Consider the following 14,859-nt stretch of genomic DNA (forward strand, 5'->3'; position numbering starts at 1 on the left):
ACACGTAATTACTCAGACGCCCGAACGGTTTTCGACCCCCGTCGCGGCGGCTGCGCGCGCGAGGCTATCGCCAGCCGGTTCCAGACGTTGATGCCCGTGGCGGCCCATATCAACACGGCCGCCTCCGCCTCGGAGAATGTGCCACGCACCCGCTGCCACACCTCGTCGTCGACGTGGCTCTCGCTCACGAGGGTGATCGCCTCGGCCAGCTCCAGCGCGGCGCGTTCCCGCTCGGAATACAGCCCCACCTCCCGCCAAGCGGGCAGCACGTCGAGCCGCTGTTGGGCGATGCCGAGCTCACGCGAGTCCGACAGGTGCATGTCCAGACAGAACGCGCAGCCGTTGAGCTGCGACGCCCGAATCTTGACCAGTTCGTAGATCTCCTTCTCCACCCCCGCTCGCTTCAGCTCCTGCTGGATCGACTGCTCCAGGTCGCGCATCGCTCGGTAGACCTCGGGGGTGGATTCGGCGAGGTTCATGCGTTGTTCGGTCATGGTGCGAATCTATGTACTCGCGGGACGCGGATATGGTCCAGTTCGATGCGTGACGACAGGTCCAGTTCGGAGCGCTCCGGCCCGGGCAGCATCGACCTACACCTGGCCCCGGAGGCGAGAGTGGGCAGCAGCGAGCTGGCCGCATCGCTGCGAACAGCTATCCGGGAGGACAGACTCCCTCCCGGAAGCAGAGTTCCCTCCACCCGGCACCTGGCCACCGACCTCGGAGTGTCCCGGGGCACCGTCACTCGTGCCTACGAACTGCTCGTGGCCGAAGGGCTGCTCCTCACCCGACAGGGGGCCTCGACCGTCGTCGCCACCACCGAGTCCCCGATACGCAGGCACACCGGGGAGTCACCTGTCCGACGCCCCACCGAACTCCGCTGGGACCTGCGCCCCGGGAAACCGGACCTGAGCATGTTCCCGCGTGCCGACTGGCTGACCGCCCAGCAACGCGCGCTCCGCCACGTCCCCGCCGCCGAGCTCGACTACGGCCACCCGGCGGGCCATCCGCTGCTGCGCGAGGCGTTGGCCGAGTACCTGGGGAGGGTTCGAGGAGTCCGCACCTCACCGGAACGGATCGCCGTGTTCGGCGGTTACGGCCAGGCGCTGCGGGTACTCGCGGAGGTGCTGCTGCGACACGGAACGTCCTCGGTGGATTTCGAGGACCCGTCGCTGCCGAAGCTGCGCGGGATCGTGGGAGAGGCGGGTCTGCGGGTGAACGGAATTCCGCTGGACGGAGCCGGCTTCGATCCGCGTGGTTCGCACAGTCCGGTCGTGGTGGTCACACCGGCACACCAGTACCCCCTGGGCATGACCATGTCCGCGGCACGGCGCGCCGAGCTGAGCAGGCTCGCGCGAGCCGAGGACAGGCTGATCGTCGAGGACGATTACGACGGGGAGTTCCGGTTCGACCGCGAACCGGTCGGGGCGCTGCAACGATCGGCACCACGTCAGGTGATCTACGCCGGAACGGCGAGCAAAACCCTGGCACCGGGACTTCGGCTCGCCTGGCTGGCACTGCCGGAGCGTCTGGTGGAGCCGGTGCGCGAACGCAAGGCGGACGGAGACAGGACGCCCCCGGTGACGGAACAACTCACCCTGGCCGAGATGCTGCGTTCCGGAAGCTACGATCAACACGTGCGGCGCTGCCGGGCCGGTTACGAACGACGTCGACGGCGGATCGTGGCCGCGCTCACCGAATCGAAGGTGCGCCACGAGCTGTATCCCGCGGGGATCGCGGCAGGCCTGCACCTGACGCTGCGACTGGATCCGGAAGGGCTTTCCGAACAACGGGTGCTGCGACGACTGCGTCGGCATTCCGTGGCGGTTGAGGGGCTGGCCGAACACTGGATGGACGGGCGGCGGCAGCAGGAGGGTCTGGTGATCGGCTACGCCGCTCCCCCGGGACACGCGTTCGGGCCTGCGCTGCGAACGTTGTTACGTGCCTTGTCGGAGAGCTGAACCGGAAGTTCGGAGGCACGACGAGGGACTCGGGGGCATTGGCTGTGGTAGCCGGTTCCCGCCGTGACTGCGGCAGTACCGCACGAAGCAGTATCGAACAGACGTTCTATCCTGATCTTTTTCGCCGGTGTGACCGAGAGAGGAAACGTGACCGAACAGCAAGACGTGACCGCCGAGCAGCCCACCACCGGGCAGGACGCTCCGGAGCAGGAACAGCCCACCAGCGAACCGAACGTCACCACCCAGGGCGCCGCTGAACAGGGCGATACGGAGCGGGGTGACACTGAACAAGGTGACACTGAACGGGGAGCCGAGAACGCCGAGGCGAGCAACGGCAACGCGGAACAGGGCACCCAGAAAAAGACCAAGGGGCGCAAGCAGACCGGTGCGCGCAAGACACGTCAGGTGGAACTGACCCTGACGGTCAGCGGAACCGCCGAGGGCGAGTGGCAGGCCGATCTGACGCACGCGGGCAAGAAGATCGTGCAGGGACTCCCGATCGCCGCCTCATCCGTTTCCAAGGCGGCCGGTGAACTGCACGACGACATCTCGGAAGCGATCGAGTCGGTGCTTTCCGAGGCCCGCCAGCAGCACGAGGCCAGGCTGGCAGAGCTGGAGGCGGAGCTGCAGCGGGTGCGCAAGACCCTGGAGGAGCTGGAGGGCTGACCTCCGGTTCGAGCGTTTCCGGCTCAGTTGCGGAGGGGCTCGCCTGGCGGAACCTCTGGCACGGCTCTCGCTCCGGGGAGGCCCGACATCGGGTAGTTGACTACACAACGTCGGGCCTTCCTCGCGAGAGCCGCACCGGAGAACCCGCGGCGGCGCCGACCGCGAGGGTGGTCGGAGTGCGGCCCGCGGAAGTGGTGGGAGTTCGGCACTGCGTCGAGGGCACGGCGATTTCGCGAGAAATTGACGGATCGAGCGACGCCGACCACTTACGAGTACACGGCTTGCACCGCCGCGGGTTCTCACGGGTCGTCTCGCGAGGACAGCCTCGACGTGGCGTAGTAACTACTCGATGTCGAGGATCCCGCAGCGAGACGGCCCGTGAGGTTCCGCCACCGGCACCGGCCGGCCACGCAAGTCGCCACCCTTTCGAAAAAAAGCTCCCTGCTCGGAGGAGACGAGCAGGGAGCCTGACCGGACGGTGCGCCGAACACTTCCGGCTCGACGCACCGTTTCGCGTCAGCGGTAGTCGCGACCGAAGTCGAAGTCGTCCAGCGGCACCGCGGCACCGGTACCCGGGCCGAACACGTCCGGCGCGTAGTAGCCGTCGTCATAGGACGGGATCGCGTAGGCCGCGGCCCGTGCCTCCTCGGTCGGCTGCACCTGGATGTTGCGGTACTTGTTGATACCGGTACCGGCCGGGATCAACTTACCGATGATGACGTTCTCCTTCAGACCGATCAGCTTGTCGCTGGCGCCCTCGATCGCGGCGTTGGTCAGGATCCTGGTGGTCTCCTGGAAGGATGCCGCCGACAGCCACGACTCGGTGGCCAGCGATGCCTTGGTGATACCCATCAGCACCGGACGGCCGGAGGCGGGGTCGCCGCCCTCGGAGACCACGCGACGGTTCTCCGACTCGAACTGCGCCCGCTCGACCGGCGAACCGGGCAGGAACTCGGTGGCGCCGGAGTCGATGATGATCACACGACGCAGCATCTGCCGGACGATGACCTCCACGTGCTTGTCGTGGATGCCCACACCCTGCGAGCGGTAGACCTCCTGCACCTCGCGGACCAGGTGCAGCTGTGCCTCCCGCGGGCCGAGCACACGCAGGATCTCGTGCGGATCGACCGCACCCTCCATGAGCCGCTGCCCGACCTCGACGTGGTCACCGTCCTCAAGCTGGCGTTCCGTGCCGCCCACGTTGAGCACCGCGAGCCGCTGCCGCTTGGACAGCTTGTCGTAGACGATGTCCTCACCGCCGTCGTCCGGGGTGAGCGTCATCTTCCAGTAGCGGTCGTTGTCCTCCAACCGGACCCGTCCGGAGGCGTCGGCGATCGGCGCCTTGCCCTTCGGCAGCCTGGCCTCGAACAGCTCCTGCACACGCGGCAGACCGGCCGTGATGTCGTCGCCACCGACACCGCCCTGGTGGAAGGTACGCATGGTCAGCTGCGTACCCGGCTCACCGATGGACTGGGCGGCCACGATGCCGACCGCCTCGCCGACGTCGACGAGCTTGCCGGTGGCCATGGACCGGCCGTAGCAGTAGGAGCAGACTCCCGAACCGGATTCGCAGGTCAGCACGCTGCGGACCCGCACGGTGCTCACGCCGGCCGAGATCAGCGTCTCGATGGCGGGATCACCCAGGTCCGAGCCCCTGGTGAGCAGGATGTTGCCGTCGGAGTCGGTGACGTCCTCGGCGGTCATCCGGGCGTACACGCTGGTCTCGACGTGCTGCTCGCGGACCAGCTTGCCGTCCGGCGTGGTCTCGCCGATCGGCATCCGGATACCGCGGTCGGTGCCGCAGTCGTTCTCGCGCACGATCACGTCCTGCGAGACGTCGACCAGACGACGGGTCAGGTACCCCGAGTCGGCGGTACGCAGCGCGGTGTCGGCCAGACCCTTGCGGGCACCGTGGTTGGAGATGAAGTACTCCAGCACCGACAGGCCTTCCCGGAAGTTGGTCTTGATCGGGCGCGGGATGTACTCACCCTTGGGGTTGGAGACCAGCCCACGCATACCGGCGAGCTGTACCACCTGGGACATGTTCCCGGCGGCGCCGGACTTCACGATCATGTTGATCGAGTTGTCGTCCGGGAAGTTGTTCTCCATCGCCTCGGAGACGTCGTCCTTGGCCGCGTTCCAGACCTTGACCAGCTCGGCGTTGCGCTCCTCGTGGGAGAGCGCACCGCGCCGGTAGCGCTTCTCCACCTGGTCCGCCTTCTCCTCGTAGGAGTCGAGGATCTCCTTCTTGTTCGGCGGAACGATCACGTCGGAGATCGCGGTGGTGACACCGGACCGGGTGGCCCAGTAGAAGCCCGCGTCCTTGAGCTTGTCCAGCGTTTGGGCGACCGAGACCATCGGGTAGCGCTCGGCGAGATCGTTGACGATCGCACCCTGGGCCTTCTTCGGTAGCAGCCGGTTCACGAACGGATAGTCCGCGGGCAGCAGCTCGTTGAACATCACGCGGCCGAGGGTGGTCCGCAGCGTCATCGAGCTGCCGGGCTCCCAGTCCTCGGGCGTGTCCTCCTTGGTCGGGACGATGTCGTTCATCCGGATCCGGACCATCGCCTGCAGATCGAGCGATCCCCGGTCGTGGGCCATCAACGCCTCGTCGTACGAGGAGAAGGCGTGCCCCTCACCGGTGGCACCGTCGATCTGGCGGGTCAGGTAGTACAGCCCGGTGACCATGTCCAGTCGCGGCATGGCCAGCGGACGTCCCGAAGCGGGCGAGAGGATGTTGTTGCTGGACAGCATCAGCACCCTGGCCTCGGCCTGGGCCTCGGCGGACAGTGGCAGGTGAACCGCCATCTGGTCACCGTCGAAGTCGGCGTTGAACGCCTCGCAGACCAAGGGGTGCAGCTGCACCGCCTTGCCCTCCACCAGCTGCGGCTCGAACGCCTGGATACCCAGCCGGTGCAGCGTGGGCGCACGGTTGAGCAACACCGGGTGCTCGGAAATGACCTCCTCGAGCACGTCCCAGACCTGCGGTCGCTGTCGCTCGACCATCCGCTTGGCGGACTTGATGTTCTGCGCGTGGTTGAGGTCGACCAGCCGTTTCATGACGAACGGTTTGAACAGCTCGACCGCCATTTCCTTCGGCAGACCACACTGGTGCAGCTTCAGCTGCGGACCGACGATGATCACCGAACGGCCGGAGTAGTCCACACGCTTACCGAGCAGGTTCTGCCGGAAACGGCCCTGCTTACCCTTGAGCAGGTCGGACAGCGACTTCAACGGCCGGTTGCCCGGGCCGCTGACCGGACGGCCGCGCCTGCCGTTGTCGAACAGCGCGTCCACCGACTCCTGCAGCATCCGCTTCTCGTTGTTGATGATGATCTCGGGAGCGCCGAGGTCGATCAGACGCTTGAGGCGGTTGTTGCGGTTGATGACCCTGCGGTAGAGGTCGTTGAGATCGGAGGTCGCGAAGCGCCCACCGTCGAGCTGCACCATGGGGCGCAGGTCCGGCGGAATCACCGGGATCGCGCCCAGCACCATGCCCTGCGGGTTGTTCTTGGTCGTCTGGAACGCGGCGACGACCTTCAGCCGCTTGAGGGCACGCAGCTTCTTCTGTCCCTTGCCGTTGCGGATGACCTCGCGCAGTCCCTCCGCCTCGGCGTCGATGTCGAAGTTGGCGAGCAGGGCCTCGATCGACTCGGCACCCATGCCGCCGGTGAAGTACTCGCCGTAGCGGTCGTAGAGCTCGCGGTAGAGCGACTCGTCCGAGATCAGCTGGCGAGGCTCCATCTTGGTGAAGGTTTCCCAGATCTCGTCGAGCCGGTCGATCTCCTTCTGCGCCCGCTCGCGAATCTGGCGCATCTCGCGCTCGCCGCTCTCCTTGACCCTGCGGCGGACGTCGCTCTTGGCGCCCTCGGTCTCGAGCTCGGCGAGATCCGACTCGAGCTTCTGGGCCCGCGCCTCCAGATCGGAGTCACGCTGGTCGGCGATGTTCTTGCGCTCGACGCCGATCTCGCTCTCCAGCGTCGGCATGTCGTTGTGCCGCATCTCGGTGTTGACCGAGGTGATCACGTACGACGCGAAGTAGATGATCTTCTCGAGATCCTTGGGGGCCAGGTCGAGCAGGTAACCGAGCCTGCTCGGCACACCCTTGAAGTACCAGATGTGCGTAACCGAGGCGGCGAGCTCGATGTGGCCCATGCGCTCACGCCGCACCTTGGCACGAGTTACCTCGACACCGCAGCGTTCACAGATGATGCCCTTGAACCGGACTCGCTTGTACTTGCCGCAGTAGCACTCCCAGTCCCGGGTGGGACCGAAGATCTTCTCGCAGAACAGGCCGTCTTTTTCCGGCTTGAGGGTGCGGTAGTTGATGGTCTCGGGTTTTTTGACCTCGCCGTACGACCACTGGCGGATCTCATCGGCGGTCGCCAGTCCGATACGGAGTTCGTCGAAGAAGTTGACGTCAAGCACGTCGGATCTTCTCCCTTTGTTGGGTGTGTAGCCGGGTGGACGTGGGGCCGGTTCGCGGAGGCCGCGACGGGCTTCCGCGAACCGGCGACGAGGTCAGTTGACGACGTCGTCGACCGAGGGGGCCTCGTTCTTGGACAGGTTGATGCCGAGGTTGGCCGCCGCGCGTTCGAGATCCTCGTCGTCACCGTCCCGCATCTCGATGGCGGCACCGTCGCTGGAGAGCACCTCGACGTTCAGGCACAGCGACTGCAACTCCTTGAGCAGCACCTTGAACGACTCCGGAATACCCGGTTCGGGGATGTTCTCACCCTTGACGACCGCTTCGTAGACCTTGACGCGACCGAGCACGTCGTCGGACTTGATCGTCAGCAGTTCCTGCAACGTGTAGGCGGCACCGTAGGCCTGCATCGCCCAGCACTCCATCTCACCGAAGCGCTGGCCACCGAACTGGGCCTTACCGCCCAGCGGCTGCTGGGTGATCATCGAGTACGGCCCGGTCGACCGTGCGTGGATCTTGTCATCCACCAGGTGCAGCAGCTTGAGGATGTACATGTAGCCGACCGCCACGCGGTGCGGGTACGGCTCCCCACTGCGCCCGTCGATCAGCATCGCCTTGCCGTCGCCGTCCACGACACGCTCCCCGTCGCGGTTCGGCCTCGTCGACGACAGCAGACCGGTGATCTCCTCCTCGCGAGCACCGTCGAAGACCGGGCTGGCCGTCTTGGTACCCGGCTCGACGTCGTAGAGCTCCTCGGGAATCTTGTTCGCCCAGTCCGGATCCCCGTCGATCGACCACCCCTGCGAGGCGATCCAGCCGAGATGGGTCTCCAGGACCTGCCCGATGTTCATACGCCGCGGCACACCGTGGGTGTTGAGGATGATGTCCATCGGGGTGCCGTCCTTGGTGAACGGCATGTCCTCGATCGGCAGGATCTTGCCGATAACACCCTTGTTGCCGTGCCTACCGGCGAGCTTGTCACCGTCCTGGATCTTGCTCTTCTGGGCCACGTAGACCCGGACGAGCTCGTTGACCCCGGGCGGGAGTTCGTCGTCCTCCTCGCGGTTGAACACGCGGACGCCGATGACCTTGCCGGTCTCACCGTGCGGCACCTTCAGCGAGGTGTCCCTGACCTCCCTGGCCTTCTCACCGAAGATCGCGCGGAGCAGCCGCTCCTCCGGGGTCAGCTCGGTCTCGCCCTTGGGAGTGACCTTGCCGACGAGGATGTCGCCGCCCTGGACCTCGGCGCCGATGCGGACGATGCCGCGCTCGTCGAGGTCGGAGAGCACGTCCTCGGAGACGTTCGGGATGTCCCTGGTGATCTCCTCGGAGCCCAGCTTGGTGTCGCGGGCGTCGACCTCGTGCTCCTCGATGTGGATCGAGGTGAGCACGTCGTCCTGCACCAGCCGCTGGGAGAGGATGATCGCGTCCTCGTAGTTGTGCCCCTCCCACGGCATGATGCCGACGAGCAGGTTCTTGCCCAGCGCCATCTCGCCGTCCTCGGTCGAGGGACCGTCGGCGACGACCTGACCCGCCTCGACCCGGTCGCCCTCGTTGACGATGGGCTTCTGGTTGATGCAGGTCCCGTGGTTGGAGCGGGCGAACTTCTGCAACCGGTAGGTACGCCGGTTGCCGTCGTCGTCCATGACCGTGAGGTAGTCGGCGCACAGGTCCTCGACGACACCCGCCTTCTCGGCGGTGATGACGTTGCCCGCGTCGACGGCGGCACGGAGCTCCATGCCGGTACCGACGAGCGGGGACTCGCTGCGCAGCAGCGGAACCGCCTGCCGCTGCATGTTGGCACCCATCAGGGCGCGGTTGGCGTCGTCGTGCTCCAGGAACGGCAGCATCGCGGTGGCCGCCGAGACCATCTGACGCGGCGAGACGTCCATGTACTCGATCTCGGTGGGGGCGAGCAGCTCGACCTCGCCGCCCTTGCGCCTACCGAGCACGCGGTCCTCGAGGAAGTTGCCGTCGTCGTCGATCGGCGTGTTGGCCTGCGCCTTGGTGTAGCGGTCCTCCTCGTCGGCGGTGAGGTAGTCCACCTGGTCGGTGGCCACACCGTCGACGACCTTGCGGTACGGCGTCTCGATGAACCCGAACGGGTTGACCCGGCCGAAGGTGGCCAGCGAACCGATCAGACCGATGTTCGGTCCTTCCGGTGTCTCGATCGGGCACATCCGGCCGTAGTGCGAGGGGTGGACGTCACGAACCTCGACACCCGCACGCTCCCTGGAGAGACCTCCCGGACCCAGTGCCGAGAGCCTGCGCTTGTGCGTCAGACCGGCCAGCGGGTTGGTCTGGTCCATGAACTGGGAGAGCTGCGAGGTGCCGAAGAACTCCTTGATCGCGGCGACGACCGGGCGAATGTTGATCAGCGTCTGCGGGGTGATCGCCTCGACGTCCTGGGTCGTCATGCGCTCGCGGACGACGCGCTCCATCCGGGAGAGGCCGACCCGCACCTGGTTCTGGATCAGCTCACCCACGGTGCGGAGCCTGCGGTTACCGAAGTGGTCGATGTCGTCGAGCTCGACCGGGACGTCGTTGTCCTCCGAGCCCATCGAGTTCTCGCCCGCGTGCAGCCGAACCAGGTACTCGATGGTGGTGGCGATGTCGTCGTGCGTGAGCACGCCCGAGGTGAACGGCAGGTCGATGCCGAGCTTCTTATTGACCTTGTAGCGGCCGACGCGGGCGAGGTCGTAACGCTTCTCCTTGAAGAAGAGGTTCTCCAGCAGCGTCTGCGCGCTCTCCTTCGTCGGCGGCTCGCCGGGGCGAAGCTTGCGGTAGATGTCCAGCAGGGCCTCGTCCTGGCCGGAGGTGTGGTCCTTCTCCAGGGTCGACAGCATCGTCTCGGAGAAGCCGAACCGCTCGCGGATACCCTCGGCGGTCCATCCCAGCGCCTTGAGCAGGACGGTGACCGGCTGCCTGCGCTTGCGATCGATCCGCACACCGACGGTGTCGCGCTTGTCGACGTCGAACTCCAGCCAGGCACCCCTACTCGGGATGATCTTCGCGCTGTAGACGTCCTTGTCCGTCGACTTGTCGACGGTCTGGTCGAAATAAACGCCGGGCGAACGGACCAGCTGCGAAACCACGACACGCTCGGTGCCGTTGATGATGAAGGTGCCCTTGTCGCTCATCACGGGGAAGTCCCCCATGAAGACCGTCTGGCTCTTGATCTCGCCCGTAGTCTGGTTTATGAACTCCGCCGTGACGAACAGCGGAGCCGCGTAGGTCATGTCCTTGTCCTTGCACTCCTCGATGGAGGCCTTGACCTCGTCGAACCGCGGGTCGGAAAAGGACAGCGACATGGAGCCCGAGAAGTCCTCGATCGGGGAGATCTCGTTGAGGACCTCTCCCAAACCACCAACGGGCATTTCCTCGCCGGCATCGACCCGGCGCTGGAACCAGGCCTCGTCACCGACGAGCCATTCGAAGGATTGGACCTGCAGATCGAGCAGGTCTGGTACTTCCAGCGGCTCACGGATCTTCTCGAATGAGACCCGCCTGGGGGCCCCAGGGATCCCCCTCGTGAAGTTGGAAGCTGCAGAGACCTTGGTCGCGCGGGAGACTGCCAAGATGCGTCCTTCCGGGACTCTGAACTGGCTGCAACCGCTTCCGGAGCGTTGGATGTAAGTGTCCGGATAGCACGGCTGTCAAGGGTGCAATGGCGCCCGCAATCCGGAAAACCCCAGCTCAGGGGTGCATCATCGGGTCCTCAGGCCAGGGAACGGAAAATGCGGGCAGCGCAACGTAGCAGTCTAGCGCGCGTCTCGCCCGCTGTCGAGAGGGGGCCAACACTGACCTCCCTGATGATCAACACATCACCCGCTGGGTCATCCCCTGACTCATCCGCTCCGGCGTCTGCCGGGAACAAGCGTGACCTCCCGGCGCCCGTGAGTCAAGAGCTCCACGCCGCATCACTCTCCCGACGGAAAACAGGATCACTCGATGTGGTTAGGAACCACGCCGTGCGCTGCTACTGTCACTCTACGCCGCGATCAGGGTCACAACATCCGCACACCACTCCTCCGGCGAGCGGCAGCAGCGGGATCCACACCCGACGTACCCGAGTCCTTCGCCGCCACCGACAAGACCACACCCGTTGCCCGGGCCACCAGCTCCGCTGCCCCACCCACGACCCGCTACCCGACATACGGCCCGCTGCCCTACCGGGCCGAGCTCCCGGCCGCAATCGAACCCCGGAAAAACGTGGCCTGTTCCCACAGTGCGGACGATCGATGCGAATTTTTGACCGATACCCCGACGGAGCCGCACGGGGCGCTCGTATCGTCTGCACCGAGCAGCGGGCATGGCACGATCGACACGTGACCGTGCGGAATCGTGATCCTACTCTATGGACGCTGCCGGCACCCAGGAGCCGGCCCCGGTTTCGCACCGGCGGTGACACGGGAGAACAGGATGGACCACCAGGTGAACCAGCAGGACCGAACGCCCCGAGACGACCGGACCGAACGTCCGACACCGGAACGGGGGGCGAGCGGCACCGGCAACAGCTGGTTCACCAACGAAACGGAGGACCCCCCCGCGGCGGAACAGCCGGGCAGGCGGCACCAGCAGCCGCAACAGCAAGCCCCCGCACAGGGCACGGCCGCCGCTCGTTCGGCGGCCGCCCGTTCCGCCGCTCCCCGCTCGGCGGAGCAGGACGCCGAACAGCGATACGCGGACGCGTTGGCCGCGCTCAACAGGATGATGAGCACCTTCGACTTCAAGGAACTGTCCTGGGTCACCGAGGTGCTGCGCGCCACGGCCGGAGCGCTGCCGGAACAGGATCCCTCTCGTCCCGGGGTGCTCAACAACCTGGGAAGCGCCGCCCAGCTCGCGCACCTCGCCTCCGGTGACCTCGCGCACCTGGAGGACGCGGTTACCTACTACCGCTCCGCCGCGGAGGCGGCGAGCGGGGAGGACCCGGACGTGGTCCTCTACCTGAGCAACCTTGCACTCGCACTGACCGACTGCGCCAGCCGCAAGGGATCGATCGAGCAGGCCGCCGAAGCGGTCGACGTCGCGCGGCTCGGAGTCGAACGCACCGGGACGGCCAGGGCGGGGGGCACGGACGCCGACGCGGCGGATGTGCCGCGCCATCGGGACACCGCGCTGATCCGGCTGGGCAACGCGCTGAAACTGCACGCCAGACTCGCGGCCGACAACGAGTCGGACGACGAGTCGATCGAGGTCTTCCAAGCCGCGCTACGGGAATCGAGCGGCCAGGACGGGGCGCAGCGCCCCGACGGACCGGACCTGATGATCAGCCTCGGCTCGGCCCTGCTGCGCAGACACGAGCGGACCACCGATCCGAACGACCTCGACGAGGGGATCAAGTACCTGCGCACCGGCGTGGGAATGCTTCCGGACGGCCAGCACCGCCGTTGGATGCTGCTGCGGTTCGCGGAGGCGCTGCGGTTGCGCTACCGCCAGCGGGGCGACCTGACCGACCTGCAATCGGCGATCAACGAGCTGTTCGGGGTGCTCGACGACCTGGAGTCCGGCAACCCGGTGCTGGGCAAACTGATCTGGAACCTCACCTCGGCCACGGTGGAGCACCTGGACAGCAGCGGCGAGTCCGGCAATCTCTACCGCGCGCTGAAGACGATCAGCCCGGTGATGCGCAACCTGGCCACCGACGACCCGAACCGTGCCGTGGCGCTGGCGAGCTACGGGGCGCTGGCCCGCAGGCACTACCTGCACGCGGGCAACACCGCGGCGCTGGACACCGCCGTGGCGGCGGGCGAGGCGGCGCTGGATGCCGAGACCACGGCGCCCAAGCGCTGTGCGGTCCTCAACTCGCTGGCCTCCACACTGATCACGCGGTTCGAACGGGCGGGCCAGCAGTCCGACCTGGATCGCGCGCACGCCGCCGCCAGCGAGGCGCTGCAGGACTCCGAGCAGCGCACCGCGCCGCAGTACACCGCCTACGCGCAACTCGGCGTGGTGGCCACGCACCAGCACCGACTGAACTCGCGCAACGAGGAGCTGGAAACGGCGATCGAGATGTTCGACAGGGCACTGATCGCCATGCCGGACTCGGCGCCGGAGCGCGTCACGGTCGCCACCCATCTGGGCCGCGCACTGCAAACCCTGCACCGCCGCACGGGCAGGCGGAAGCTGTACCGGTGGGCTCGCAAGACGCTGACCGAGGCGGCGACGCTACCGACCGGCCCGGCCGATCAACGACTCAAGGCCGCCAACCTGTGCGGCAGGCTCGCGGCACAGGCGCACCGCTGGTCCGAGGCCCTCGAATCGTTCACGCTGGCCGTGGAGCTGCTTCCGCTGGTCACTCAGGGTAAACGCGCGGTGGCGACCCCGACGGTGCAACGCCGCTGGGCTCATGTGACCGCCGACGCGGCGGCCTGCGCGATCGAGGTGGGCAAACCGGAGCGGGCCGTGGAGCTGCTGGAGCACGGGCGTGCGGCGCTGCTGTCCGAGCTGATGCCCGCCGGAAGCGAGCTCGGGCAACTCAACCTGACCCATCCGGATCTGGCCACCGACGCGGTGCGGCTGCGCAGGCTGATGGACCGGCACCCGGAGGAACCGATCCTCGGCGGGGTGGACGTCATCGACGATGTGCGGCGCAGGCGCTGGCTGGCGGACACCTGGGACGAGCTGCTCGGCGAGATCCGGAACGAGTCCGGCGATGATCGGATGCGGCCGTGGCCGTTCGCCACCCTGGCCTCGGCCGCCGACGAGGGCGCGGTGGTGCTGATCAACCTGAGCGAGTTCCGTTCGGACGCGGTGATCGTCTTCGGCGGTCGTGCTCTGGTGGTGAGGCTGCCCGGTGTGACACCGGAGCTGGCCGAGGAGCACGCGGCCTCCATGCTGCACGCGGCGCAGCAGGCACAGCGCACGGCCGACACCGAACGAACCCTCGGTATAACGCTGGACTGGCTGTGGCAGCACGTCACGCGCCCGGTGCTGGAACGGATGGGATACACCCGCACGCCGCCCCAGGGAGCGCGGTGGCCCAGGCTGTGGTGGAGCACGCAGGGCGCGGCGGCTTTTCTCCCGCTGCACGCGGCGACATCGACCGCCGGAGACAGCGCGTTGGACCGCGTGGTCTCCTCGCACGCGCCGGGACTGCGCGTGTTGCTGACGACCAAACGGCGGCGGGAGCGGACGGGTGCCGACACGGCGCTGATCGCGGGGCCCTCCGACGAGCGGACCCCCGAGCAGCCGGGCAGGATCCCGGCACGGCACTGGTCGTCGGCGACCGTGATGTCGGAACCCGACCACAGCGCCGACGACGTATTCGCCGCGTTCGGCCATCACCAACTGATCCACGTCTGCGAACCGAGCACGCAGCACGCCGCCCAGCCCGCCGCCGGGCTGGTGCTGGACCGGGAGGACCGCGCCAGGTCGCTGAATCTGCTCGACATCGGGCAGCGCGACTTCGGGGGCGCGAAGTTCCTCTGCCTGGCCAGGTGCAGAACGAAGGACACCCCGTCGGCTGCCGCGCTGACGATGGCGGGGGCCTTCGCCTTCATCGGATTCGCGCACGTGATCAGCACGCTGTGGGCGATGCACCGGGGTCCGGCGGAGGACGTGCTGGCGGCGCTGTACGCGGAGCTGGCGCGCGACGGCGAGTTCCGGGCCGAGTTCTCGGCGGAAGTGCTGCACGCGACCACACGGCGACTGCGGCGGCGTTATCCGGAAGCACCGACGCTCTGGGCCGGCTACACCCACGTGGGGGTCTGAGCGCCGGTTCGGCTGAGCTGGCGTGGGCGTCGATTTCGCGCGAAATCGACGCGTAACCGGCTACTGTGCGGGTCCGGGCACGTAATCACCGGAAGT

General features: G+C 67.1%; 6 protein-coding genes. 3 read left to right on the forward strand and 3 right to left on the reverse strand.

What is annotated here, in order from left to right; translation table 11 throughout:
• Positions 1-8: 8 nt before the first annotated feature.
• Positions 9-494, reverse strand: coding sequence for a carboxymuconolactone decarboxylase family protein (locus tag ACOQFL_RS03790; protein WP_435542671.1), 486 nt, complete (start codon positions 492-494; stop codon positions 9-11).
• Positions 495-539: 45 nt separating this feature from the next.
• On the opposite strand from ACOQFL_RS03790, the gene pdxR reads away from it, so the two are divergent.
• Complete coding sequence (pdxR, locus tag ACOQFL_RS03795; protein WP_435542672.1) at positions 540-1,958, forward strand: MocR-like pyridoxine biosynthesis transcription factor PdxR; 1,419 nt, start codon at positions 540-542, stop codon at positions 1,956-1,958.
• Between the two features lie 147 nt (positions 1,959-2,105).
• Entirely contained in the window at positions 2,106-2,624 is a 519-nt protein-coding gene (locus ACOQFL_RS03800; RefSeq protein WP_435542673.1) for a DUF6319 family protein, read from the forward strand.
• A gap of 516 nt (positions 2,625-3,140) precedes the next feature.
• Here ACOQFL_RS03800 and ACOQFL_RS03805 read toward each other — a convergent pair.
• Both ACOQFL_RS03805 and rpoB read right to left on the reverse strand, forming a co-directional pair.
• On the reverse strand, positions 3,141-7,052 hold the full coding sequence (locus tag ACOQFL_RS03805; RefSeq protein ID WP_435542674.1) for a DNA-directed RNA polymerase subunit beta': 3,912 nt from the start codon (positions 7,050-7,052) through the stop codon (positions 3,141-3,143).
• A gap of 93 nt (positions 7,053-7,145) precedes the next feature.
• A complete protein-coding gene (rpoB, locus tag ACOQFL_RS03810; RefSeq protein ID WP_435542675.1) occupies positions 7,146-10,628 on the reverse strand; it encodes a DNA-directed RNA polymerase subunit beta in 3,483 nt (1,160 codons plus the stop codon).
• A gap of 844 nt (positions 10,629-11,472) precedes the next feature.
• Between rpoB and ACOQFL_RS03815 the strand changes: the two genes are divergently transcribed.
• Positions 11,473-14,763: a CHAT domain-containing protein gene (locus tag ACOQFL_RS03815; protein WP_435542676.1), complete on the forward strand. Its 3,291-nt coding sequence runs from the start codon at positions 11,473-11,475 to the stop codon at positions 14,761-14,763.
• Positions 14,764-14,859 lie beyond the last annotated feature (96 nt).

Origin of the sequence: Actinopolyspora sabaoui (assembly GCF_051225635.1) — a bacterium.
GTDB lineage: Bacteria > Actinomycetota > Actinomycetes > Mycobacteriales > Pseudonocardiaceae > Actinopolyspora.

What these genes read in the sequence shown, in the direction of transcription:
- pdxR (WP_435542672.1), top strand. Translation starts at nt 540, where the DNA reads ATGCGTGACGACAGGTCCAGTTCGGAGCGCTCCGGCCCGGGCAGCATC.
- ACOQFL_RS03790 (WP_435542671.1), bottom strand. Translation starts at nt 494, where the DNA reads ATGACCGAACAACGCATGAACCTCGCCGAATCCACCCCCGAGGTCTAC.
- ACOQFL_RS03815 (WP_435542676.1), top strand. Translation starts at nt 11,473, where the DNA reads ATGGACCACCAGGTGAACCAGCAGGACCGAACGCCCCGAGACGACCGG.